The 24,241-nt window shown below is 49.2% G+C and carries 29 protein-coding genes; 13 read left to right on the top strand and 16 right to left on the bottom strand.

The features are described 5' to 3' along the window. Positions 1 to 2: 2 nt before the first annotated feature. The 6 genes from pilM (at position 3) to WCV85_03435 (ending at position 3,239) form a co-directional block, all read left to right on the top strand. On the top strand, positions 3 to 1,055 hold the full coding sequence (gene pilM / locus WCV85_03410; protein ID MFA6473900.1) for a type IV pilus assembly protein PilM: 1,053 nt from the start codon (positions 3 to 5) through the stop codon (positions 1,053 to 1,055). Continuing rightward, the gene (locus WCV85_03415) at positions 1,052 to 1,588 is read left to right on the top strand and encodes a PilN domain-containing protein (GenBank protein MFA6473901.1); all 537 of its coding nucleotides are present in this window, start codon (positions 1,052 to 1,054) and stop codon (positions 1,586 to 1,588) included. The genes pilM and WCV85_03415 overlap by 4 nt, the downstream gene beginning before the upstream one ends. Then, the gene (locus WCV85_03420; protein MFA6473902.1) at positions 1,585 to 2,127 is read left to right on the top strand and encodes a hypothetical protein; all 543 of its coding nucleotides are present in this window, start codon (positions 1,585 to 1,587) and stop codon (positions 2,125 to 2,127) included. The genes WCV85_03415 and WCV85_03420 overlap by 4 nt, the downstream gene beginning before the upstream one ends. Before the next feature lies 1 nt (position 2,128). Next, entirely contained in the window at positions 2,129 to 2,428 is a 300-nt protein-coding gene (locus WCV85_03425) for a hypothetical protein (GenBank protein ID MFA6473903.1), read from the top strand. Positions 2,429 to 2,487: 59 nt separating this feature from the next. Beyond that, on the top strand, positions 2,488 to 2,772 hold the full coding sequence (gene rpmA / locus WCV85_03430) for a 50S ribosomal protein L27 (GenBank protein MFA6473904.1): 285 nt from the start codon (positions 2,488 to 2,490) through the stop codon (positions 2,770 to 2,772). Positions 2,773 to 2,903: 131 nt separating this feature from the next. Then, positions 2,904 to 3,239, top strand: a complete 336-nt coding sequence (locus WCV85_03435; protein MFA6473905.1) for a hypothetical protein — start codon at positions 2,904 to 2,906, stop codon at positions 3,237 to 3,239. A gap of 51 nt (positions 3,240 to 3,290) precedes the next feature. On the opposite strand, the gene WCV85_03440 is transcribed toward WCV85_03435, so the two are convergent. The 5 genes from WCV85_03440 to WCV85_03460 form a co-directional block, all read right to left on the bottom strand. Beyond that, positions 3,291 to 4,931 carry a CTP synthase gene (locus tag WCV85_03440; GenBank protein ID MFA6473906.1) on the bottom strand — a complete coding sequence of 547 codons (1,641 nt, stop codon included), beginning with the start codon at positions 4,929 to 4,931 and terminating at the stop codon, positions 3,291 to 3,293. After that, the gene (rplI, locus tag WCV85_03445; protein ID MFA6473907.1) at positions 4,928 to 5,359 is read right to left on the bottom strand and encodes a 50S ribosomal protein L9; all 432 of its coding nucleotides are present in this window, start codon (positions 5,357 to 5,359) and stop codon (positions 4,928 to 4,930) included. Before rplI ends, WCV85_03440 begins: the two co-directional genes overlap by 4 nt. Continuing rightward, positions 5,356 to 6,582: a S41 family peptidase gene (locus WCV85_03450; GenBank protein ID MFA6473908.1), complete on the bottom strand. Its 1,227-nt coding sequence runs from the start codon at positions 6,580 to 6,582 to the stop codon at positions 5,356 to 5,358. Before WCV85_03450 ends, rplI begins: the two co-directional genes overlap by 4 nt. Further along, entirely contained in the window at positions 6,575 to 7,867 is a 1,293-nt protein-coding gene (murA, locus tag WCV85_03455) for a UDP-N-acetylglucosamine 1-carboxyvinyltransferase (protein ID MFA6473909.1), read from the bottom strand. Before murA ends, WCV85_03450 begins: the two co-directional genes overlap by 8 nt. 124 nt (positions 7,868 to 7,991) lie before the next feature. Further along, positions 7,992 to 8,501, bottom strand: coding sequence for a hypothetical protein (locus WCV85_03460; protein ID MFA6473910.1), 510 nt, complete (start codon positions 8,499 to 8,501; stop codon positions 7,992 to 7,994). 123 nt (positions 8,502 to 8,624) lie between these two features. Between WCV85_03460 and WCV85_03465 the strand changes: the two genes are divergently transcribed. Further along, positions 8,625 to 9,902, top strand: coding sequence for a PEGA domain-containing protein (locus tag WCV85_03465; protein ID MFA6473911.1), 1,278 nt, complete (start codon positions 8,625 to 8,627; stop codon positions 9,900 to 9,902). 5 nt (positions 9,903 to 9,907) lie between these two features. On the opposite strand, the gene WCV85_03470 is transcribed toward WCV85_03465, so the two are convergent. The 11 genes from WCV85_03470 to WCV85_03520 all read right to left on the bottom strand — a co-directional run bounded on the left by WCV85_03470 (position 9,908) and on the right by WCV85_03520 (position 17,927). Next, entirely contained in the window at positions 9,908 to 11,470 is a 1,563-nt protein-coding gene (locus tag WCV85_03470; GenBank protein ID MFA6473912.1) for a glycosyltransferase family 39 protein, read from the bottom strand. 39 nt (positions 11,471 to 11,509) lie between these two features. Continuing rightward, the gene (gene rfbD / locus WCV85_03475; protein MFA6473913.1) at positions 11,510 to 12,367 is read right to left on the bottom strand and encodes a dTDP-4-dehydrorhamnose reductase; all 858 of its coding nucleotides are present in this window, start codon (positions 12,365 to 12,367) and stop codon (positions 11,510 to 11,512) included. Between the two features lie 8 nt (positions 12,368 to 12,375). Then, positions 12,376 to 13,011: a nucleotidyl transferase AbiEii/AbiGii toxin family protein gene (locus WCV85_03480; GenBank protein MFA6473914.1), complete on the bottom strand. Its 636-nt coding sequence runs from the start codon at positions 13,009 to 13,011 to the stop codon at positions 12,376 to 12,378. Continuing rightward, positions 12,954 to 13,241 (bottom strand): hypothetical protein, encoded by a 288-nt coding sequence (locus WCV85_03485; protein MFA6473915.1) that lies wholly within the window; start codon positions 13,239 to 13,241, stop codon positions 12,954 to 12,956. The genes WCV85_03480 and WCV85_03485 overlap by 58 nt, the downstream gene beginning before the upstream one ends. A gap of 53 nt (positions 13,242 to 13,294) precedes the next feature. Further along, positions 13,295 to 13,495: a hypothetical protein gene (locus WCV85_03490; protein ID MFA6473916.1), complete on the bottom strand. Its 201-nt coding sequence runs from the start codon at positions 13,493 to 13,495 to the stop codon at positions 13,295 to 13,297. Positions 13,496 to 13,507: 12 nt separating this feature from the next. Beyond that, positions 13,508 to 13,861: a hypothetical protein gene (locus WCV85_03495; protein ID MFA6473917.1), complete on the bottom strand. Its 354-nt coding sequence runs from the start codon at positions 13,859 to 13,861 to the stop codon at positions 13,508 to 13,510. A 97-nt stretch (positions 13,862 to 13,958) separates the two neighbouring features. Continuing rightward, positions 13,959 to 14,981, bottom strand: coding sequence for a dTDP-glucose 4,6-dehydratase (rfbB, locus tag WCV85_03500; GenBank protein ID MFA6473918.1), 1,023 nt, complete (start codon positions 14,979 to 14,981; stop codon positions 13,959 to 13,961). A 101-nt stretch (positions 14,982 to 15,082) separates the two neighbouring features. After that, entirely contained in the window at positions 15,083 to 15,469 is a 387-nt protein-coding gene (locus WCV85_03505) for a hypothetical protein (GenBank protein MFA6473919.1), read from the bottom strand. A gap of 72 nt (positions 15,470 to 15,541) precedes the next feature. After that, positions 15,542 to 16,003, bottom strand: coding sequence for a dTDP-4-dehydrorhamnose 3,5-epimerase family protein (locus WCV85_03510; GenBank protein ID MFA6473920.1), 462 nt, complete (start codon positions 16,001 to 16,003; stop codon positions 15,542 to 15,544). A 21-nt stretch (positions 16,004 to 16,024) separates the two neighbouring features. Next, complete coding sequence (locus tag WCV85_03515; protein MFA6473921.1) at positions 16,025 to 16,435, bottom strand: hypothetical protein; 411 nt, start codon at positions 16,433 to 16,435, stop codon at positions 16,025 to 16,027. Between the two features lie 13 nt (positions 16,436 to 16,448). Next, complete coding sequence (locus WCV85_03520; GenBank protein MFA6473922.1) at positions 16,449 to 17,927, bottom strand: hypothetical protein; 1,479 nt, start codon at positions 17,925 to 17,927, stop codon at positions 16,449 to 16,451. Between the two features lie 187 nt (positions 17,928 to 18,114). Here WCV85_03520 and gmd point away from each other — a divergent pair, with 187 nt between their 5' ends. The 6 genes from gmd to WCV85_03550 all read left to right on the top strand — a co-directional run bounded on the left by gmd (position 18,115) and on the right by WCV85_03550 (position 24,240). Then, positions 18,115 to 19,155, top strand: a complete 1,041-nt coding sequence (gene gmd, locus WCV85_03525; GenBank protein MFA6473923.1) for a GDP-mannose 4,6-dehydratase — start codon at positions 18,115 to 18,117, stop codon at positions 19,153 to 19,155. A gap of 4 nt (positions 19,156 to 19,159) precedes the next feature. Continuing rightward, positions 19,160 to 20,092, top strand: coding sequence for a GDP-L-fucose synthase (locus tag WCV85_03530; GenBank protein ID MFA6473924.1), 933 nt, complete (start codon positions 19,160 to 19,162; stop codon positions 20,090 to 20,092). After that, positions 20,085 to 20,921 carry an ABC transporter permease gene (locus tag WCV85_03535; protein ID MFA6473925.1) on the top strand — a complete coding sequence of 279 codons (837 nt, stop codon included), beginning with the start codon at positions 20,085 to 20,087 and terminating at the stop codon, positions 20,919 to 20,921. Before WCV85_03530 ends, WCV85_03535 begins: the two co-directional genes overlap by 8 nt. Positions 20,922 to 20,926: 5 nt before the next feature. Continuing rightward, positions 20,927 to 22,171 (top strand): ABC transporter ATP-binding protein, encoded by a 1,245-nt coding sequence (locus WCV85_03540; protein MFA6473926.1) that lies wholly within the window; start codon positions 20,927 to 20,929, stop codon positions 22,169 to 22,171. 65 nt (positions 22,172 to 22,236) lie between these two features. After that, positions 22,237 to 23,457 (top strand): aminotransferase class I/II-fold pyridoxal phosphate-dependent enzyme, encoded by a 1,221-nt coding sequence (locus tag WCV85_03545; GenBank protein MFA6473927.1) that lies wholly within the window; start codon positions 22,237 to 22,239, stop codon positions 23,455 to 23,457. A gap of 6 nt (positions 23,458 to 23,463) precedes the next feature. Then, positions 23,464 to 24,240 carry a sugar phosphate nucleotidyltransferase gene (locus WCV85_03550; GenBank protein MFA6473928.1) on the top strand — a complete coding sequence of 259 codons (777 nt, stop codon included), beginning with the start codon at positions 23,464 to 23,466 and terminating at the stop codon, positions 24,238 to 24,240. Position 24,241 lies beyond the last annotated feature (1 nt).

Consider the following 24,241-nt stretch of genomic DNA (forward strand, 5'->3'; position numbering starts at 1 on the left):
CAATGGGCATAGATATCAGCGACCAGGTGTTGCGGATGGTGCAACTTGCACCAGCCCGTAAAGGGTACCGAGTTCGTTCGGTCAGCGCTCGCCCGGTTCCAGCAGAAGCTATTCAAGAAGGTGAAATTCGCCAACCTGAAGTAGTCGTGAACATTCTCCGAGATCTGATCCGTCGGAGTGCACTGAAGCACCCAAATACGCGGGCTGCAGTGGTGTGCTTACCAGAACGAAAAACCTTTACCAAAATTATTGAAGTGCCAAACGTTGAAGACGCACAATTTACCGTGTCACTCCGTAATGCACTGGCAGAGCACATTCCACTCAATCTCGACGAAGCATTTGTTGACTGGCAACCCATTGGCTCAGCTGATCCAAAAGCAAAAACCAGGCGGGTTATTGTTGCCGTCGCTCCGCAATTGCTCATTGAGAGCTACGTTTCCGCACTGAAAGCAGTTGGCATTATCCCCATCGTTTTTGAACCAGAGTCAGCCGCACTCAGCCGAGTTGCCATTCCGTCATCAGCGGCGAAAGGCAGCCATCTGATTATTGATCTGGGCGCAACCCGAACTGGACTGATTATCACTGAGGGTGATCTGGTAGCCTACTCTTCTACCCTCCCACTCTCTGGAACTGGGCTAACAAGCATTTTACAGGCGAAGCTTAGCCTAACCACAGAACAAGCTGAGCAAGCGAAACGTTTATGCGGGCTGGATCCGCGGAAGGGCAAGGGCGCAGTACGAGAATTACTGGAACCTGAGTTAAAACCATTACTGCAAAGAATTCTGGAAATCATTAGCTACTACGAGGAACATGCAACTGCTGTGCTGCATGTGGTAGACGTAACCCTGGTTGGTGGTGGGGCAGCTATGCTAGGTCTCCCTGAACTAATGCAGTCAACTCTCAGCCTCCCAGTGCACGCTGGTACCTGGCCAGCAAATATTCGGGTACCTTCAACTCAGCTGCAGGCAGTGGCAACCTCCTACCTCACAGCCTTGGGTCTTGCGCTCCGTGGTGCCTCCGCGCATGCCTGGCGGAATGGGAATAACGACCTATGATGTTGCTCAACCTCACCACTCCAGACCTTCGATCTGAAATTCGTACCCGGCTGACCATCGGTGTTATCCGCAGTACACTCGTCACCCTGTTGGTTATTGCGCTTCTTGCCATACTCATTTCTGGCACTGGCGTTGTGCTGTTGCAAATGAAGGCAAAGGACTTAGCAGCTGAAGCAAATCAATCCACGCTTTTGCTGCAAGCCCAAGGACAATCCAGCATTGCCGAAACCACCCTCAAGCTCAATAGCCAAATTCTGGCTCTCCAAGGTGTGCAGAAGCGCTTTCAAAAATGGTCGCCAGTCATTGAACAATTTGCAGCGCTCACCCCTGCAGGTGTGACTTTAGAAAGCTTGAGCATTAGCCAAGGAACCAACAAGCTTACCTTCAGCGGCACCGCAGCAACCCGAGAAGCGTATACGAACTACGAAAAAGTGTTGCAAAATAGCAGTATTGTGGCTGATGTGATTTTCCCATTGCAAACGAAACGAACTGACTTAGAATTTTCGCTCACCGCGTCAATGAAGAAGCCATGATACGCCGCTCCCCCAAAATGACCCTTTTCGTTTGGTCCATTGGCGGCACGCTTCTGCTGGCTGCTCTTGGGTGGATGAGCATTGTATACATACCCCAAAAAATTTACTCCGTTTCAGCGGACATTGAGGATGCACGCGTGACCATCGCATTGAATGACCTGCAGCGCCAAAACCTTTCAACGCTCACCACGCAGTACGCCACTATCCAGGAGCAGTCAGCAAAACTGAGCGGCGCATTCCTGGATCGCACGCAACCCCTGGTCTTCGTTGAGCATATGGAAAAACTTGCAACCGAAACCAAGGTTGAGCAAGCTTTCGTTCCAACCGAGCCATCCCGTACCCGACCTGGCGGAAATGCATTTAGCCTCGATGAAAAGGCCTTCACCCTCAGCGTCACCGGACCCACAGCAAATGTGCTGCTCTTCCTAAGAAAATTTGAAGCTGATCCTGGCTACGCAATTACCACGTCCATTTCCCTGGCAGAAGTTGAGGCTGGCAATACGTCGCTCCAGCTCGTTGGTACTATCCCCTGGCACTAGTATGAAGAAAGTGAACCTGACACAATTTCGCCAACACCTGCACCCAGAGCGGATTAGCCTTTGGTTTGGATGGGTGCTGCTCGCCATGCTCATTATTGGCTTAGGGATTACTGGGTGGAAGAACTACAGCACGTGGATTCGAACATTAACCGTCAACGAAGTATCAGCCGACGTCCTCTCCCAGAAGCAAGAGCGTATTCGGCTAAAAGAGCTAGAAACCGCCCAAAAAGCCTGGGAAGCGAAGCAGCAGCTCGCACCCACGCCAGAAAAGGCTATCCAGGTCTTTTCCAATGGGTCTTGACGGATGCAGCTGTAGACTTTAGAATACGTTCACACGTTTTTTCTTGATTAACCCTCTGTATGGCACACGTCAAAGGTGTAGGCACAACTAGTCTCGGGCGCGATTCCCAGTCCAAACGCCTGGGCACCAAAGTCTACGCCGGCCAGAAGATCTCTGCTGGCGCAATTATCGTCCGCCAGCGTGGCACCAAAATCCGCCCAGGCAAGAATGTTCGCCGGGGTGGGGATGACACCTTGTTTGCCATGCTGCCGGGGGTGGTTGCTTTCCGCACGCGCAAAGTCCGCCGCTTCAACGGCAAGTTGCTCCCCGCAACCTTCGCGGACGTTGTTCCGGTAAAAGTCTAAAGTAGCTAAAGTGCAACCTTAGGGTAACCTAAAGTTTTTTTGTTTTTTAACTTAGTGATTGACAAAGAGGTCAGTCTGTGCTAGTTTCAGGTGAAAACGAAAAACCACACATAACTCTTTTGGAGGAATACATGTCCGAATTGAAAAATGTCCAGCAAATTGAGAATGCTGCACAAGTGGTCATTGAAATCCGCACTGCCAGTGGCTCAATGTACAAGTTCTCGTTACCGGATGCCGACGGGTTTCGCGACATCACTGCAGTGCAACTACATCGGGCAGTTCGATTCCGAGGAAAAATCCACGGTATCGCAATGAAAAATCCCCCAAAGAAAATTGGGGATGTCCTTGAAGACAAACGTTTCGTAGTTCCTACGAACACCGTGAAAGTCGGCGATTCGTTGGTCATCTTGCGAGAAGATGGTCAATTCGCCAGTACAACCGAAATAGCCTCAATCTACGAGGCGTAGTGCATCGCCCTGTTAGGCATGAAAGAGCTGGACGTATTCAGCTCTTTTTTTCTATTCGCCTTTTGCCCGCGCAGCATTTTTGCAGGCACCCAGGAAATCCAGGAACAACGGCTGGGGTTGGATGGGCCGAGAGGTAAATTCTGGGTGAAACTGAACTCCCACGAACCAGGGGTGATCAGCCACTTCCACTATTTCCACAAGATGACCGTCTGGCGAGGTGCCAGCGATAATCAGCCCAGCTTTTTCCAACTGCTCGCGGTACGTGTTATTCAATTCAAAACGATGCCGATGTCGCTCCTGCACCTGCGCTGTACCGTATGCCTTCGCGCTCAGCGTTTTGGGGGTAATTTTGCATGGCCAACTCCCTAAACGCATGGTGGCACCGTAATCTTGGCTGAGCATTTTCTTCTCTTGATCAGGCATAATGTGAATCACTGGAACTTTCGCTTCGGGGTCAAACTCGGTGCTCGTGGCTCCGGCTAACCCTGCCACATGCCGTGCAAATTCAATGGTGGCAATCTGCATTCCCAAGCACAGCCCAAAGTACGGGACCTTTTTCTCACGTGCATACTGCACCGCGGAAATTTTGCCTTCAATGCCGCGGTTGCCAAATCCGCCTGGAACCAAGATACCGTGGCTACGTTTGAGCTTCCCCCACTCCTTGGAATCCTTCTCTTCAAGGCCAACAGAATCCACCCAATCCACAACCAATTTGACGCTCTGCGCGTACGAGGCACTGCGGAGTGCTTCAATGACCGAAAGGTAGGCATCCCCAAGCTCCGTATACTTCCCCACCACGGCAATGTGCACCGTGGGTTTCCCGTTCCGCGCCCGCTTCACCAGCTCTTTCCAGGGTGCCAGGGCTGGCTTCTTCTTAGGCATGCCAAAGTGAGCAAAAATCGTTTTGGAGATTTGGTACTTTTCCAAGTGCAAGGGTACTTCATAAATGCTCTTCGCAGTTTGTGCAGGAATGACCGAAGTCAGCGGAACGTTGCAGAAAAGACCCAGCTTCTCCAAATGTTCCTTGTGGATTGGTTCGTCAGCCCGGGCAATGATCACGTCAGGCTGAATCCCCGCCCGCTGCAATTCCCGAACCGAGGCCTGTGCGGGTTTGGTTTTTAACTCTCGGGTAGCCTTGAGGAAGGGTAGCAGCGCCACATGAACGAACAGCACCTGGTTCCCAAATTCATTCCGCATTTGTCGGGCGGCTTCCAAAAATGGTTCACCTTCAATATCGCCAACCGTCCCCCCAATTTCCATAATCAGCACATCTGGTTGCTGCTCTGCCACCACATCCTGGATAGACTGTTTAATGGCATTGGTTATATGCGGTACTATCTGGATGGTTTTCCCCAAATACCTCCCTGCACGCTCTTGGGAAATGACTCGTTGGTACAGTTGGCCGGTGGAAACCGAAGATGAACGAGAAAGCCGGACATCCAAAAAGCGCTCATAGTGCCCCAAGTCTAAATCCGTCTCCGTGCCATCATCAAGCACAAAAACTTCCCCATGCTGGTAGGGGTTCATGGTGCCTGGATCTACGTTCAGGTAGGGGTCAAATTTTATGGAAAAAACCTCCAGCTTACTGGCTTTCAAGATTGCACCAATGGACGCCGCTGCAATCCCCTTCCCTAAACCAGAGCACACCCCACCCGTGACGAAAATGTAGGAGGTTTTGTGCGCAGCGGTCATACGGATAGTATAAAGGAAATTGCGGGATGTGTATCGGGGCAATGCACTGTGTGCGACCCAGCGGTTTTGAGGGTTGGGATATGCCGCAGCACGCTCTTGGGTATGGGCATACCGCACTGTGTGGCCAGAGCCGTGGCGATCTGCTTTGGCGTTAGCGCGGCGTACAGTGTGCCTTGCGCATTTGCTTTTGCAGGGATGCTGAATGTCTTGCCGTGAAGCAACCCCAGCACGGCCTCGGCTTGCTGTGCCGCCTGGACTTTGGTGTGCTGCTCACGTTGCACGCGTGCCGCATGGGCTGCCAAATGATCTGCCGTTGCCGGCTGTGCAACGTTACGAGGGAAGAGGAAATTCCTTGCGTAGCCTTCGGCCACCTCAGCGATGTCCCCAGATTTGTGCGACTGCAGCGCTTTGGTGAAAATCACTTTCATGGCTTTTCTGACAAGATTTTCACTGCCCGATCCAGCTGCGCATCAGCGCCACTTGCTGCTTTTTCAGGGATTTCCACCACGACATCCGGGACAATGCCCGCCTTATCAATGGTTCGACCCAAAGGGGTATACCAGCGAGCAATGGTTAACTTCAACTGTGAACCATCTGGCAACGTTTCCAGGGTCTGCACGCTTCCCTTGCCAAAGGTCTTTGTCCCAACCACGGTTGCGCGCTTGGCGTCTTGCAGGGCGCCGGCCACAATTTCTGAGGCTGAGGCGCTGCCCCCATTCACCAAGATCACCATGGGTGTATCCCCAAAACGGGCACTGCGGGTAGAACGTTCCACCTGCTCTTCCCCTTTGGCATCACGCTCCCGAACCACCACTTCCTTCCCAATGAACTCACCAGTAACCTCAATGGCAGCGTCCAGCAGGCCACCGGGATTGCTCCGGACATCCAGAATGATACCCGCAGGTGGCTTCAGTAAGATATCCTGAATTGCGGCATCTAATTCTGGTAGGGTCTGATCGTTAAAACTGACCAAACGAATGTATGCAAGATTGGGCTCCAGCCGCTTGGTGATGACTGTATCCAAGGTAATTTTCTCTCGGGTAACGGTAAACGTTTTTTCTGCATCATTGCGAACGACAATGATAACCACTTTTGTCCCAGCTTTCCCACGAATACGCTGCACAGCTTCGTCAAGGCTCAAAGCGGTAACATCCTGACCATCAATACTTACCAGCAAATCACCTGGCTGTAAGCCGGCACGTTCGGCCGGAGAATTTGGAAGTGGCGCAATTATGGCGAGATTCTTCTCTTTAAAACCAATTTCCGCGCCAATACCTTCAATGCTCAGGTTCAAATCCGCTGCAAACTGCTTGGCCTCAGTTGGGGTGAAAAATGATGAGTATGGATCACCCAGACTGTCGACAATCCCAGACAGCGCACCGTAGAAAAGCGCAGACTGATCCACTGGCTGCTGAACGTAGCTTTGCTGAATGCTCTCCAGGGTTTTATCAAGCACTGCCTGGTTTGCCGGTTGCACGCCCAGCCGTTCCTGCAAGGCCGAAACGCCGGTCTTTCCACCAAAGCTCTGCATCGCTGAACCATACCCACTCACAAAACCCGTAAGGAGTAACGCCAAAACAAGGAAAACCCAAAAACCCGCTCGCCGACGGCGTGGGGTGGGTAACGGAAATTGGACGGGTGTCTCAGTCATTTCGGGTAATGGTTGCACCTAATTGGCGGAGGCGAGCTTCAAGTTGGACGTACCCTCGATCAAGATGTTCTATCCCATTCACTGTGGATGTCCCTTGGGCAATGAGTGCTGCTATAACATGGGCAATACCTGCACGGATGTCAGGGATTTCCAATGTTGCTGCGTGCAGCGGGGTTGAACCGGTAATTGTGGCGTAGTGCTGTGCGTGGCGACCGGCAAAGCGACACTCTGCGACTGGGCATTCAGCAGAAACTCCAATATCTGCACCCATATTGCACAAGTCCCGGGTATAACCAAAACGATCTTCGTAAATGGTTTCGTGCACATGGGAAACGCCTTCCGCTTGCGTCAAGACGGTTACCATTGGCTGCTGCCAATCAGTCATGAAGCCTGGGTGGGTATCGGTAGTAATGGACACGGGTTGCAGTGCACCTTGGCGCCAGAAGCGAATCCCATCTGGCTGCACCTCGTAGTGCGCGCCGATTTTGCGAACGACATTAAGGAAGCTTATCAAATGCTGGTGCTCTGCGCCTTCAATGAAAATATCCCCGCCCGTACCAATAGCTGCGGCAGCAAACGACACAACTTCATTCCGATCCGTCAGCACCCGGTGCGTGGCACCATGGAGCTTCTGCACCCCGTCTATTTCAATCACCCGGTCTGCACCCAGGTGGATAATCGCTCCCATTTTTTGGAGAAACATGACCAGCTCGGTAATCTCTGGTTCCACCGCTGCATTTTCCAAACGCGTATGCCCATTTGCGCAAACTGAGGCGAACAGCACAGTCTCCGTTGCGCCAACCGAGGGAAATGGCAAACGAAAGGTCGCCCCATGTAAACGCGAAGCATCAGCAATGTATGCGGTGTCAGTCTGTTCCACCTTTGCGCCCATGTCCCGTAAGGCAGTCAGGTGGAAGTCAACTGGACGCGGGCCAATTTTATCTCCACCCAACACCGGAACTTCGGCATGTCCACCCCGGTGCAGCAGTGGGGCAATGGCTAAAATGGGAATCCGGTTCTTCCGGCTCAAGGCCCGCACCTCGGCATTTTTGATGGTTGGGGTGTGGACGTGCAGGGTATTCCCTTCCCACTCAACCTGCGCCCCAATGCCCTGCAGCAGCTCAGCCGTAATGTCCGTGTCCCCCAGTTGCGGGCAATTTTCAATCCGACATGGCTCATCGGTCAACAGCGTTGCCACCATAAGTTTGGTTGCAGCGTTCTTGGCTCCGGCCACACGGGTTCGACCGGTGAGAGGAGTCCCGCCGGTAATGCGAAAGGAAGGCATATCCCTGTGAGTATACCGAAAGTTTTTGCAATGTGCTACCCCACAGATATAGAAAAACCCCGGTCTTCCAAAGTGTGGAAGATCCGGGATTTCGTACTACGTAAAATAAAGGGCTGATACCTGCCTACAATGAAACTTCATCGAGCAGACCCGCGGGATAACTAGCATCCCAGCCGTGGACGTCGATCAAATAGCAGCGCTCCCAGCGCCAGGAACCGTCACTGTCCTGGTCCAGACAGAGGACGCTGCGGTGACCGGCCGGATCCTGCAGAATCGTGTTCCAGCACGAGAGGGATTTGATGCCCTTTGTCTTGTTAAGCCAACGGAGGGTAACTCGACCCTCTTCCTCATACAGCGCCCGACCGTCTGCCGCACCCAGCTGAGGCTTACAATCAGCTGCGCTCGCCTTAATGCGATGGAGGTGCTCGTCAGCGGTAATCCAGCGCTCCCCTGGCTGAAGGTAAACCTTGGTGATAATCTTGGTGGCATCCAGGATACTGTCCGTGCGTGGGTGCAGAACCTCAATTACCTTCCAGCCTACCCCGAGGAACTTTTCTGGGTCAAAAGGCTTGAGTGGGAGAAAGTAGGGCTGAGTAGTGGGCAGGCCATCTTCAACAATTTTCTTCGTACTCATGGGTAACTCCTTATTTCAAACTTCTGTTTTTTTAAGTTTTAAGAGACATGATAGAGAACGTCCAAGTATACAGAAAAGGTCGAAAAAGTCAATAGCAACCTTCGAATATGCTATGCTGCGAATATGCGGTTACTCCACCGTCGTCTCCTTGCCTTGACCTTCATCTGCCTGTTTCTGGTCTGCGCCCCTTTGGCCGTGGCCTACAGCCGTGGGTTTCGTTTTGATCCAAAATCTTTAGACTTTTACAAAACCGGAGCAATTGTCCTTAGCGGCAAACCCAAGTCTGTCCTCATTCAAGTCAATGCTGAGCCCGGGCGGACAAAATCCCTGCCGACGTCTATCCGGAATTTGCGTCCTGGTACGTACCAGCTCAGTCTTTCAGCTCCGGGATATGAACCGTGGCAGCAGGAAGTTCGGGTTCGTGATGGTGAAGCAACCATCCTTGACCCGGTGCAGCTGTTCCGAACACCTGCATTCGAAACTGTTCGCACAGCAATTGGCGCTGGAGCGAAGTTTGCCCCCCAGGGTGGAAGTGTGGCGTGGCGGCAGGGTTCGACACTGACAATTACAACGCCAACCACACTGGTCACCTGTACGAGCATTCCCGAAGGACAAACGTTTGTATGGGATAGCCAGGGACAGAGACTGGTGGTTTTGGGGAAAGACGATACTGTGCTTGGCACCTGCTCACGCCAAGGGGTATGGAAACAAATCCCCGTTCCACCCGCTGCTGTGCGCTTTGCGAGCGCAGATGGTGACACACTCCTTGCAACCACGCCAACCGGCCTAGCGCTGCTGCGTGGGAACACCTGGGTTACCGCAACAGTAAAAAACCTGAAGCAAGCGGTCTTGAACAATGGAAAAAGTTTTTCCCTGGTCCAAACCCCAACCGGTTTTGCTCTGCTTCGGCTGAATGACCAACTGAAAACCATGAGCACGCAGGAACTACCAGCGAGCATCAAAACCCCCAAACTCTTTGGGGATCACCAAGTGCTGTGGATTAGCGATGCAACTTCAAACTCTTCACTCTGGATCCGGGGTGAGCAGGCATCCGACGTCCTGACGCTGCCATTGCTGGCGCATACTGCCCAACGCATTCCGGGCACGGCTGATGTACTTTTCATCAATGCGTTTTCCGCGATGATTGGGAAGGCAGATGGTGCAAGTACCACGGCTTCCCGCTGGATTACCCCAGTCTTTGGCGTGACGCATCTGGGCAGGGAAACGGTAAGCATTGCGCGGGCTGACCGATTGCTCATCCGGCACATTCCACACAACACCGTGCTGGATATCCCCTTGGAAAAAGGTGTGGCTGTGAGCCAAACTTCAACTGAGGGTGTACTTGAGTTTCTACTGGAGGACGGCAAAATTCTCCGCTGGGTACAGCTCCAGGTTTTCTAAAAAGCCTACTGGCTAAGTTCAACCAAGGTTATCCCATTGGGTCCCACCAACGGGCTGCTTTGCTTTCTGCCAGGAAATCGCTGGGATACCAAGTATTGCTGGTCAGGATTGGAAAGGGTGATGAACAACCGAGTACCAGCTGGCAAATTCGTATACTGTTCGTCGCCAGGTGGAATAGTGCCATCAAAACCAATTGCATGGCGGCGAGGGAAAACCAGTTTGTCCCGGCTTCCAGCCAGCACAACCGAACCAGCAGGAATCTGCTCCACTAACCACCGTGATTGTGCTTGGGCTTCTGCCACCCGCGGCCACGTGTGGAGGATGCCAATGGTTGAATCATTCAACACTAGCCACGTACTAACCACAAGCATTGCTCCTCCCAGCACCCAGCTCAACCGCCAGGTGACCTGACTTTTCACCTGCAACTTTCCTAAGGCATACCCGCACCCGAGCGCTGCAAGCGGAACAAGTGGTAACCAGTACCGAAGGTAGGACAAGTCCAGCACTGGTTCACGAATCGCCGGGAACTCCACAAACTTGTAGTTCCCATAGAGAATAACCAGGAGCAGCCCTCCCACCAGCGAGCCACCCAGCACGGCTCGATGGGTTGGGTCTCTCCACTTTTGGAGTCCAAGCCAAAAAATGCCAACTGCTCCAGGGATCAGGATGTACCCCAACGGCCCAACCGCGTATACTTTCAACCGCTCCCACGCCACTCCAGGTTTTGTCCCAAACGGAAAGAAGACATTCTTCACCTGCTGGAACGTGTTGAGTTCTTGCACAATTGGCGCCGGCGAAAAAGCACCGTTGGCTCGGTACCCAACCGCTGCCAGCTCACCGTACGTTTGCTTTTGGAAGACGAAGAGTGCAAGCATGGGCACCAGAGCAACCGCACCGGCGATGAGCGTCATGCGCCACGGAATGTGCTTCCACGAGAGCAGGGCAAAAACAATGAGACCAGGAACCACCCACGAGACTTCGCTGGGACGAATTGCCAGCATTGTTCCCCAGACCAAACCCGTAAGCATTGCACTCCCCCACCACCGCGTGCGCCAAGTCTGCTGCCCGCACCACAAACCCAGAATGAGCAGACTGGTGAACACGCCATTTTGCCACATCCCCCGACCGGCGTAGAACCAAAATGTGGGGAAGCTGGCAAGAATAACAGTACTCCACCACGCAACCGCTGAGCCAAAACTTCGTTTAAGTAAGGACCACCAAGCAAGCATTGCTGTTGATGCTAAGGCGGGTCCAAACATGAGCATGCCAAACGTGCCCAAGACTTTTCCAATGAATCCAAGCAGGTGTGGGAAGAAGACGAAACTTCCTGGGACGAGCGCTGTGCCGTTATTCAGGACACTCCGAGATGCACCAGGGAGTACTGTTGGGATCTTCGTTTGACTGGTAGCCTTGTCCTGTTGGGCAAAACTGTAGTTTGCCGTTTCATCCGGGGAACTGAAGACTGGCCACTGCAGAGTTTGCCAGGCTGGAATGCTGAACACCCCAAACAAGCCAAGCCAGATGGCGACTATCCCCAAGATACGTTTGACTGAAGGTGAAAGCTGCATATTCGCATTCTAGCAGCCTCCCAAAGGCCAGCAATGGCTCTAGGCGGTGCCTGAGCCTTTCAAATAGTCTGCAAGTGCTTCCTGCCACGGACGCAGAGCAGGGAGCTTTGTCGTCTGTAATTGGGAAAACCCTGGCCGCTTTGCCGGTCGTGGGTACTTTTCGGGCGGGACAGGCGTCACCGGCACGGATCGCCCTGCCACCCGGAGAATTTCCTGGGCAAAAGTATACCAGGTGCACGCCCCGGCATTCGTCCGATGGTATATCCCAAAAGGTGCTTCAGATTGGACAAGGTGGAGCGTCGCCTCCGCGAGGTCAGGTGCATAGGTTGGGCTGGAAAATTCCGCTTCGACTACCTCAATAGTTGGCTGCTCTTTGGCTAGCTGGAGCATAACGTCCACAAAACTCCGTTTGGCATTTTCAGATTTCGCTGGTTTGCCAAAAAGTCGTGAGAGTCTGACGACGTAATGCTGTGGATTTTTTGCTGCCTCAAGTTCGCCGTCTGCTTTTGACTGCCCGTAAACACTCACGGGATCTGGGGTATCACTTTCCACATACCCACCCTGCTTTGTCCCGGCAAAAACGTAGTCTGTAGAAAAATGAACAAGAGTTGCGCCAAGTTCCGCACAGGTCGTGGCGAGATGTGCAACCGCGGTTGCATTGAGTAACTTTGCTTTCTCGGGAGCAACTTCAGCGCCATCAACATTGTTGTATGCCGCGCAGTTAATGACAATCTGTGGCTCCGCTGCGGTGAGTTTGACCGTGACACTTCGGCCATCAGTAATATCCAAATTCTCCATATCCCAGGCAACCACGTTGTACCCTGGATTTTCTGAAAACACCCGGACAATCTCTTGCCCTAGCATGCCTTTAGCACCGGTGACAATTACTTTTTGCATCTCCTATTCTATTCCAAACTTACCATAGCTGTCTCCCGCACCGCTAGAATGATAGCCGCTTGTATTTTTTTCCAAGGTACTGGTAAGAGCATCCTCGGCATTGGTTCTGTTTCCGCATCCTCAAAGTAGACCAGGCTCTTCAGTATATGAGCGGTGTTAAAATGGACCGAGGAATACTTTTTGGAGAAAAGGGTAAAAAGTTTCGACAGATTGTACTCCTGTAGTAAAAAATAAAGATCAACAAAATCTTTCTTGCTGCCACGGTCAGAGATGGCATCGAGCTTCATACAGGCAATATCTCGTCGATCAGCAAGGGACACTCCCTGATCTTTCAGAAATGGAAAAAGGAGCCTGTACCGATACGCAAAAAAACTTACTTTTACCCCATCAACCCGAGCAATGAGAGTGTCAGCTTCCTGCAGCACCGGTTCGTATCTGCCGAGTGATTGCAGGCACTTGCGCAGAACCGGAACAGAAAAATGCTTCGGGGTAAAAAAGTCTAAATCTACCGAGACACGATGACCTAGCTGCAATGCCAAGGCTGTACCCCCAGCCAGGTAAAATGCCTTCAGGGACGGTTCGCGCCCTATCGTTGCGAGAAGGCGGTAGGCGCGTGCAGTAATGACTTCCGGGTGGATGGCCATGAAAAATTGAGTATGAGCTGCCAAAAAATCTTTGACTTTTTATCAATGTATCGGACCTTCGATGCAATTTTTTTTATTCTCGGTAAGGAGTACATCCCTTTCAAGATTTTATAGTCATTCAGGTCTCCATACTGCAACACCCGCCCAATAATAAAATCGGCGTGCTTGCGCTCGTCAATATCCCGCACGTTTGTGTCCCAAAAAAGTTCCTTACTGAGCTTCAATTTCATATTCCAAGTATAGCAAAAAAGACCCCACATTGCAACGGAAAACATTGATAATGCTATTTCACCTTCTTGGTAACGAAGCTCCCTTCTAGATACTTCCGTTTCGCTGCCTGGAATGCGGCCATGAGGCCTTCCACACTATTAGCTGTGCCATTCTGCATGGCTTGGCAGATAGGACAGTCATCAAAACCTTGCCACCCCTTTGCCGCCTTCGGCTTCCGAGGTTTACCACGTTGCACACTGTGTGAAGTGGACATAAGAATAGTTCTTTACGCAGACTGAGCGAACGGCTCCAGCGCCATAATCTGCTGCCGCTCAGTTTTCGTCATAATCCGTTTGCCGTACAGTAAATCCACGATAGCAAGTAACTTGCTATCCTCCTTTCGCGTCAACAACGTTAAATCACCTCGCAAATCAGCAAGCTTGCCGTCAAGGTAATCCTTGGTTACCATTTGGGATCCTACTGACATTAATCGTTTTTCGACACCAGAAAATCGTGTATCCAGACCATTTATTCGTCCATCAAACCTAGCCTCAAGGGTATCAAAACGTTTGTCAACATACACCGAAAGCGCATGAACAGCTTCTAAAACATCATCAATTGAAGATTTTTTTGGGGACATAGAAAAAAAGGGGTGAGTAAACCCTCTTGCCTGTGGACAGTATATCCCTGGATTCCAATTGGTCAACCCACTAGCCTACGGCTTAAGGCTCTACAGCTTACGACTGTTTTCGATGCTCATACTGCTGCTTGTAGTATGCCAAATACTCTCCGCTCTTCAGGGGTTTCCACCACTCTGGATGATCAACGTACCATTGGATAGTAGCTTGAAGACCCTCTGCAAGGCTCCAGGTTGGCTTCCAGCCTAACTCACTTGTGGATTTAGTAATGTCCACCGCGTATCGCCGGTCATGCCCCTCACGGTCCTTCACAAAGGCTTTCATTTCTTCACCTTTGCCAAGCTGCTTCAAAATTGCGTCAAGGATCGTCACATTCGGCCACTCGGGATTTTGGTTCGCGCCAAAGTTGTAGATTTCCCCAATCCGACCTTTTCGTAAAGCAAGATCAATCCCTCGGCAGTGGTCTTCCACGTGAAGCCAGTCGCGCACTTGCATGCCATCGCCGTAAACAGGAACAGTTTTTCCCTCAACGAGATTGGTAATAGCGAGCGGGATAAACTTCTCGGGGTACTGGTTGGGTCCAAGATTGTTTGTGCAACGGGTAATGACCGCGGGAATCCCGTACGTCCGAACGTACGCCAGGACCATCAAGTCCCCCGCTGCTTTCGAGGCTGAGTAGGGGCTGGATGGATGAAGCTTGTCCGTTTCTTTCGAAAACTGCCCGGGTTCAATGTCGCCGTACACTTCATCCGTAGAAATTTGGACATACCGCCTGAGCTTCCGATCTTTCGCAACTTCCAAGAGTACGCGGGTGCCAAAAATATCAGTTTTCAAGAAAGCTTCGGGATCGAGTATGGAACGGTCCACGTGCGTATCGGCTGCGAAGTTTACAATAGCGTCACAATCCGCTGGCAGAGCCTTTCGCACTGCTTCAATGTCCGCAATATCCCCTTGCACAAAGCTATACCGTGGGTCATTTTCCACATCCTTCAGGTTTGCCAAGTTGCCGGCGTACGTAAGCTTATCAAAATTCACCACCGTATCTTCGGGATGTTCGCGGAGAATGTAATGGATGAAATTGGAGCCAATGAACCCGGCACCACCTGTCACAAATAATTTCATATTGTAATGAGGCTAATTCCAAGTCCCGCCAGCCTGCCCCGCATCTGAACCCGAGTCTGCCGAGGGAGAGTGGTGCGGGGTGATGAAGAGTTTCATGGACGCTACGCCGATTTCAGCTTCAACTCCAACTGCTCTACCCGCACTTCAACGTCACGTAAATGTTGACGCATTACCACAAACTCCTGGTTCATATCTGTATAAATCTTGGAAAAACGATCTACTGATTGCACCAGTGCTTCCAAGGTTGATTCAATTCGTTGAAATCGTTTATTATGTTCCGTCAAACGATCTTCAATCGTTGTCAGACGATTTTCAACACCAGTTAGGCGGCCTTCAACACCACTAAACTTGGTTTCTAAGCTCGTCTGCCCAGCCTCAAGACCCGTTAAACGTTTCTCAACCCCAGTAAAGCGGCCATCAAAATCGTTAAAACGCCGGTCCAAAAGGCCGAGTTGCTGGTCAAAATGCTCTTTCGTTAATGAAGACATAAAATCAATGGGTTAACCCCTTGTCTAACCCAGTATATCGCTTGCCAAATAGAGGTCAAGGGTGCTTGAATCCTATCGATTTTGGGTTGTCCAATCAAAACCAATTTCTGGATCGTCAAATGGAATGCGCTTTTCGTCTGGGCTCTTGGGGTCGTAACTCATAGTAGTGTGGTAGAAGAGCATGACCGGCTTATCGCCTAGCACCCGATACCCATGGACAACGCCAATTGGGATTTTAATCAGTACAGGATTCTGCTCACCCGCGTAAAGAACCTGCGTTTGCTTGTACGTCGGCGAGTCTTTCCGCGTATCGTAGAGAACAACCTGCGCCATGCCGCTGGCCACATACCAAAGATCGTCCTGTTTTTCATGGTAATGAAAAGCTTTTATAACCCCTGGGTAGGTTACGGTAACTGACGTTTGCCCAAAATTTGATAACAATTTGTCATCATCCCGCAGGACTTCACGAAAAAAGCCACGATCATCCGCGTGGGTTATGAGTTTTTTTATTATGACTCCTTGAAGTATTTTCATAGGTACAATACTAATAAAAAATTACTTATCCTTATTTAAATACACTAGCAGTCCCAAGCCTAAAACTATTAAGCCACTCAAGGCGGCAATGACCATTGCCAGCCAGCCAATTGATGAGGTTTTATACCATACCAATGCAGCCGTGCCAAGGGCGAAGAGCGTTATCCGAGTGAAATCTTTCCAGGTCAACTTTTCTTCCGACTTTGCTTCGGGTACTATCATTGGCCAAGCAGTTGTAAGAACCCCAAATACTATTGATGTCCACAAAAAAATGTATACGTTAAAAAAATTACTAACAAATCCAGTTCTGAGATTGTCGATGAGGTAGAACCCTAAAAATGCAACGAGTGAAACCTGGAACGCAAATGAGAGGAGCTCACGCATTTCTGATCCTGAGAAGGGCCAAACGATAGAGAATGTAATTTTCTTCATACAACGTCAATACCTAGAACAATGCTTGAAAAGCTTTAGAAATGTCCGCAAATATAAATGACGGCCGATGCGCGATAAAAGTAACATTCTTCAAATGGATAAAGGCCTCTGGTCGAGAAAGTAAACCCTGGACTTCAAGTGAGAAAGTGAATTTTTTTCCTACGGCGCTAAGGCTGTGCAAATCAAAAGTTTTTTCGACTGAATAACTCCCCTCTTTTTCGTTTTCAATGCTCGCTGACGAGAGCGGATCAAAGAGAAAATCAGCTGCCTCTACCGTTGCAGCAGAAATCTGGGGGACGACGGTAATGCGTTGATATACATTGGCATACGCTTTTCGAAGATCACTATTTGGTTGAAGCATAAAACCGCATGTATTCGAAAGGATGACGTCTGCGTGCGGAAGCTGAAGTGTATTCATATCAGATCGAAGACTCACTTTTTGTGGTTTTTTTACTTCAGTAAGCTTTACCTCCTGCCCATTTACCCAAATTGGACTCTGCAATCCAAGGGCATGAACCGCCTGCACAGACAAATCGGTACAATTTGAGTAGAGCCTAACTGGTGTGGATGATTGATCGAAAAAGAGGTATTTACTCAATTCAACTGCATCACCTTGAAATCGAAGATTGCTCACCACTGTTGCTTCACTATACTGAATGAACCGAAGGGTATAAAAACCTGGATCGCCTTTTGGGACTTCCAAAACATTCTTCTGTGTCAACCCCACTACTTCTGGGATACTTTTCGTCACCAAAACCACTCCCCGATATTCAAGCTCCACCTGCAAATTTTTTTTCCCGCTGGAAGCATACGCAATTTTGCTATCAAAAGTAATTTGCTGAGGTCGACCATCAAAATACATACTTACAGTAAAATTACCCCGAAAACCGCCAGGAACTCGAACGGATCGAATTTGCGCGTGGGCATTGTATGTAGTGGGCGGAATGTACCCAAGGAAACCATCACGGATTGAATATACCTTCTTCTGTTTTTCTAAAGACTCCCAAAAGGTGTCAAGACTTTGAATCTCAGGATGGTTTTTAATATACAGCGCACCATCCCCTAACTCTAAGCGACGCCATTCTAAGCCATACGCTATTGGCAGCCGAAAGGATGATGACATACTTTTGGCATTCACGGGAACTTTCGCACTTAATGCTACGGTTGCATAGGGATCAGCAGAAAATTCCGCTCGCATTGTCATCGTCTCAAAACCACGAGGTAGCGTGACAGCTAAGTCCACCCGATCCTTATACGGACGGGTTCTCAGACCTTCAGGGGTGGAAACCAAACCAATTTCTCCCGCACCAATATATTGGACACTAGACGGAAGATCCGTAAATGAGGTAATGGAGACTTTATGGTTTCCAAAAAAGGCAAAGTTTTGGTTAAGGATAAACAGCAGTACGAAAATTGGCACTGCAGCAACAGTACTTTTTGCTACAAAAAAAGGCGAAAACTTACTTTTTTTCATCAGAAAAGATATGGCCATCGCTTAACAGTATAGCGTATGATTGACCGAAGTGTCATTGTGTGTGGGTAAATACGTTAATTCCAAAAAATTTCTATAAACTGAAGAACCACGCAAATCATAAACCCTTTGACATATTATTAAAAATACAGCATAGTAAAAAAGCTTCTTTGAGTTCATTTGTTGGGCTTTAGAATATATTCGTTTTATGAAAAAAGCACTCATTACAGGAATTACTGGTCAGGATGGCTCATACCTCGCTGAGCTCCTCCTCGAAAAGGGCTATGAAGTACATGGCCTCATCCGCCGAGCATCAACCTTCAATACCGAACGGCTAGCAGGTATCTACCAGGATCCACACATACCAAATCGGAGTCTCATTTTGCACTACGGTGATCTGACTGATTCCTCTAATCTGTTTCGGTTGATTGAAACAATTTCTCCAGACGAAATCTACAACCTTGGTGCACAAAGCCACGTGCGGGTCAGTTTTGACATGCCAGAGTACACGGGAAACGTAGACGCCCTGGGGACAACCCGATTACTCGAGGCAATCCGTGATACCCGAATCAAAACTCGTATCTACCAAGCATCGTCAAGTGAAATGTTCGGCAAGGTTCAGGAAACGCCACAAAAAGAAACGACACCCTTTTACCCAAGGAGTCCCTACGGCGTCGCGAAAGTGTACGCGTACTGGATAACCGTAAACTTTCGGGAAAGTTACGGATTATATGCGTGTAATGGTATTCTTTTCAACCATGAATCACCCCGCCGAGGCGAAACGTTCGTTACCCGCAAGGTTACACGCGGCCTTTCACGAATTAAACTAGGACTTGACACAATGCTCTACTTGGGGAATCTCGATGCGAAACGAGATTGGGGCTACGCGAAGGACTACGTAGAATTTATGTGGAAAATGCTCCAGCAGCCGAAACCTAAAGACTACGTCATAGCAACTGGAGAAACCCATAGTGTCCGACAGCTCATAGAAGAGGCAGGAAGCCATCTTGGGATGAGGATTATCTGGCAAGGGAAAGGGCTTGATGAGAAGGGTATCGACGAAGTCACGGGGAAAACCATCATCGCTATTGATCCAAAGTACTTCCGTCCAGCTGAGGTTGATCTCCTGATTGGCGACGCAAGTAAAGCGAAACGTGAATTGGGTTGGACACCACGAACGACATTTACAGAACTCATCAAGCTTATGGTCGAGTCGGACTACGCGACAGAGAAGAAAAAGAAGAAGTAGCCCTATGGAGAAAGACGCAAAAATATTTGTAGCAGGGCACAGGGGCCTGGTTGGCTCTGCAATAGTTCGAAATTTAATAGCTCAAGGGTATACGAATCTACTTCTCAAGACTCGTGAGGAGCTTGATTTATTGCAATTTGACGCTGTCCAAACATTTTTCTCAACCGAAAAGCCAAACTACGTTTTTCTGGCAGCAGCAAAAGTCGGCGGCATCCACGCGAACAACACGAAAGGTGCGGACTTCATTTATGAGAACCTTACGCTCCAGAACAATGTCATAAAGTCTGCACATGACGTGCATGTGAAAAAACTCCTCTTCTTGGGCAGTAGCTGCATCTACCCGCGTGATTGCCCGCAACCAATGAAGGAAGAGTACTTCCTCACTGGAAAATTTGAAGAGACGAATGCACCATACGCAGCAGCAAAAATTGCCGGCATTCTCATGTGCCGGGCTTTTCACAAGCAATACGGTGACAACTTCATTTCCATTATGCCGACGAACCTGTATGGCCCGAATGACAATTTTGACCTCCAAACATCACACGTGTTCCCAGCACTCATCCGTAAATTCTATGAAGCAAAAGCCAGTAATGCGCCGACGATAACCGTATGGGGCACAGGGAAACCACGACGGGAGTTCCTGCATGTGGATGACCTTGCATCAGCCGCAATCTTCCTTATGAACACGTACAACGACCCTGAAATTGTAAACATTGGAACTGGCGTAGACGTCAGTATCCGAGAATTTGCCGAACTTATAAAAGAGGTGAGCAAGTACCCTGGCGAAATTGTATGGGATGGCTCAAAGCCGGATGGTATGCCGCAGAAACTTCTTGACGTAACAAAGGTGAATAATTTAGGTTGGGAGGCGAATATCAAATTACGCAAAGGTATCGTACAAACTCTTGACTGGTACAGCGAACACGTACATGCCTGAATACACAGGGAAAAGTATCACAATACGCCCAACCAAAGGCTGGATTGCCATAAATTTTCGTGAACTTTGGCATTTCCGCGGTTTGCTCTACACCTTCACTTGGCGAGACATTAAGGTTCGCTACAAGCAGGCAGTTATTGGCATTTTATGGGCACTTATTCAGCCATTTACCACAATGGTTATCTTCTCTGTGTTTTTCGGCGGATTGGCGAAAGTCCCCTCTGACGGTGTCCCTTACCCAATCTTCGTTTTCTCAGGACTCCTTTTCTGGAACTACTTTTCAACCTCACTAACAAATTCCAGCAATTCGCTCATTGATAATGAGAACATAATTAAGAAAGTATACTTCCCAAGACTCATCCTCCCAATTTCACCCGCGATAACTCCGATTGTTGACTTCTTCATTGCGCTGGTCATCCTTGGCGGCATGATGGTGTTCTACAAATTCACGCCCTCATGGGAATCACTCATTTACCTTCCCATACTCATTCTACTCTCCTTCCTTACAGCCTCTGGCGTTGGTTCGCTACTTGCTGCAATTAATGTCCGTTACCGCGACATACGGTACGCACTACCGTTCTTCATTCAAATCATGCTGTATTTAACGCCAGTGATATACCCGACTACGTTACTCTCGGAAAAGTATCAGTGGTTGCTTGCACTCAATCCAATGACTGGCATCATAGAAACGGCCCGGTCCGTGTTCATACACACCAAGCCGGTGAACTTTCACCTTCTACTCATTTCTTTCGTGGCTGCATTGTTTTTCTTTTTCTTGGGAATCTACTACTTTCGCAGAACCGAACGGATTTTTGCTGACGTTGCATAATACCTATGCCAACCCCTATTATCAACGTCGAACACCTTTCAAAGAGCTATATACTTAGGCACAAAACTTCCTCCTACCAAACGTTTCGGGAAACTGCTGTTGAATTTTTTAAAAAACCATTTGGTGCGAGCGAAAAAACACCAAAGAAAGAAGATTTTTGGGCACTTCAAGATATAAATTTTGAAGTAACAAAAGGAGAAGTGATTGGCATCATTGGCCCAAATGGCTCAGGGAAATCAACCTTACTAAAAATCCTCTCGCAAATTACCGCGCCCACCAAAGGCGAAATTTCTATTCGCGGGCAGGTTGCATCATTACTTGAGGTCGGAACTGGCTTTCATCCTGAGCTAACTGGGCGAGAGAATATTTTTCTCAATGGCTCAATTCTCGGATTGTCAAAAAAAGAAATTATTAAGAAATTTGATGAAATCGTCGAATTCTCTGGTGTGGAAAAATTTCTAGATACTCCAGTAAAACGCTACTCCTCTGGCATGCACGTCCGGCTGGCATTCTCGGTGGCAGCACATATGGAACCAGACATCCTTATCATTGATGAAGTGTTGGCCGTCGGTGATGCTGAATTCCAAAAAAAATGCTTAGGAAAAATGGAGAGCATAACCAAATCCGAAGGTCGAACTATACTCTTCGTAAGCCACAACCTCATCGCCGTCCAAAAACTTTGTAATCGTGCCATTTCACTTGACCACGGCCACATCAGACATATTGGCCCAACTGCAGAAGTGATAAAGCACTACCTCACGGAAAAATCCACACCACTGCAAAACCCCCAACTTGAAGCGCGCGCAGGAGTTGGGAGTGTCCACTTTACTAATATCAAAATATCGAATATACAAGGCTCAGGACTTATCAAGAGTAACGACTCCTTACGATTCAATTTAGAATACACAAGCAACATACCAAACTCAATAGAGGACGCGCGCGTGGTTATAACCGTGAGCAGTGAGCTCTCACAGCAAACCGTACTTCGCTTAGATACTGAGGTCGCAGCAGAAACTATTAACCCGAGTATTGCCCCACGGGGAAAAATTGTGTGCGAAACTGGCCCAATCAATCTCACCGAAGGAAAGTATCTCGTTGAAATCGATTTTCTCATTCATGGTACCAGTCGCGACCATATTATCCGGGCGGCTGAATTTGATGTGGAGGCAAACCTCGAGGCCTACAACTACAAAGTAAAAGCAGATCAAACCGTTTGTGACTACGTTCTTCCCTATAAGTACACACAATAGCTATCTATTCTTTCAAATTTTGCTAAAATACTAATACTTCACACTTCTCATTTACAGGCTACATTATGGAATCCACCACACCAATACGAGTACCCTACGGTTACTCTGTTCACGGTCAAGAAGAAATTGACGCAGTAGTTGAGGTACTGAAAGGTAACACAGCGATTGGCGAAAAGACAAAAACTTTTGAAGAAAAAGTGGCAACACTCTTTGGGAAGAAACATGGAGTCATGGTGAATTCCGGATCCTCGGCGAACCTTCTGGCATTCGAACTGCTCCAACTTCCCGCGGGCAGCGAAGTTATTACTCCCATCCTTACGTTTGCAACAACGGTGGCTCCGATTATTCAAAAGGGTCTTGTGCCGGTATTCGTAGATGTCGATCCCCTGACGCTCGTTGTGAATATTGGGCAGGTAGAAGCAGCAATTTCCGAAAAAACCAAAGTGCTCATGATTCCCTCGCTCATGGGGAATATTCCAAACCTGGAGGCATTAGCGGCGCTTGCTGAAAAGTATAAGCTGTGGTTCATTGAGGACTCCTGCGACACACTTGGCGGAAAGTACGACGGCAAACCAACTGGAACGTACTCACACATTACCACCACGAGTTTTTACGGCTCACACATCATCAATGGCGCGGGTGGCGGTGGAATGATTTGCGTTAACGATGACCAATGGGCAGATCGTCTGCTCGTCCTACGCGGCTGGGGACGTCAGTCATCGCTTTTTGGCGAAAAAGCAAATTCCGAACTCCTTGAGAACCGCTTCAAAGGCGAACTTGGCGGTGTCCCCTACGACAACAAGTTCATCTTCAGCGAAATCGGATATAACTTTTTGCCGCTTGAGCTTTCGGCCGCCTTTGCACTCGTCCAGTTGCAGAAGTTCCCAACCTTCGCCGCCGCCCGAAAGCAACACTACAACACGCTACACAATTACTTTGCGTCGAAATACACAAAATTCTTTGACCTCGCAGTTCAAACACCAAAAACAGAAACTGTGTGGCTAGCTTTCCCGCTGTTTATCAAGCCAGATGCACCCTTCTCACGGCTTGAACTCATCACTTTCCTCGAGCAGAAAAATATCCAGACTCGTCCAGTATTCACTGGGAACATACTGTTGCAGCCGGGGTACGGACATATTCCGCACCGACTTGCTCAACCTGAGTACCCAAATACACTCGCAATTATGCGCAATGCCTTTGTGATTGCATCACACCATGGCTTGAAGGATGAGCAAGTGGAGTACCTCTGCGGTGCCTTCGATGAATTCCTTTCTCGTTTTTCTTAAAAGTATATGAAAGTTATCATATTGGCTGGGGGGTTTGGCACGAGGCTAGGAACTATTAGCGAACTCACCCCAAAACCAATGGTCCGTATTGGCGATCGGCCAATCATCTGGCACATCATGAAAATGTACTCGCATTACGGGTACAAGGACTTTGTTCTGAGCTTGGGCTACAAGCAGGAACTCATCAAGGAGTACTTCCACAACTACCACTTTTGCGCCACAGACTTCAGCATCCACCTTGGTACCAAAAAGGTGGAAACGCTCAACTCGCACGACGAAATGGACTGGAATATAACTATGGTTGATACTGGCCTGAACACGTTGAAGGGTGCTCGGCTGAAACGCGTTGAAAAGTACCTAGACGATGACGTGAACATGGTGACCTATGGCGATGGGGTTGCAGAAATTGATATAAACGAACTCGTAAAATTCCATAAATCCCACGGAAAAATTCTCACCATCTCTGGGGTGCACCCTCCAGCTCGCTTCGGAGAAATTATGGAAACTGACGGCAAGCTGATGGACTTCAAGGAGAAACCTCAATCTTCGGTGGGACTTATAAATGGGGGCTACTTTATTTTCGATAAGCGTCTATTCCAGTATCTTAGCGAGGATGAAAACTGCGACCTTGAGTACGAAACTTTTGAGAAACTGGTCCCACTGGGTGAAGTCATGGTGTTCAAGGGTATTCGCAACTGGGAGTGCGTCGATACCGAACGCGACCTCAATCACTTGAACAAAGTTTGGGGTGAAGGAAGAGCCTTCTGGAAAACCTGGAAGTAAT

The sequence above is a fragment of the Patescibacteria group bacterium genome (assembly GCA_041665345.1).
Taxonomy (GTDB): Bacteria; Patescibacteriota; Patescibacteriia; order PEXW01; family PEXW01; genus JBAYJA01.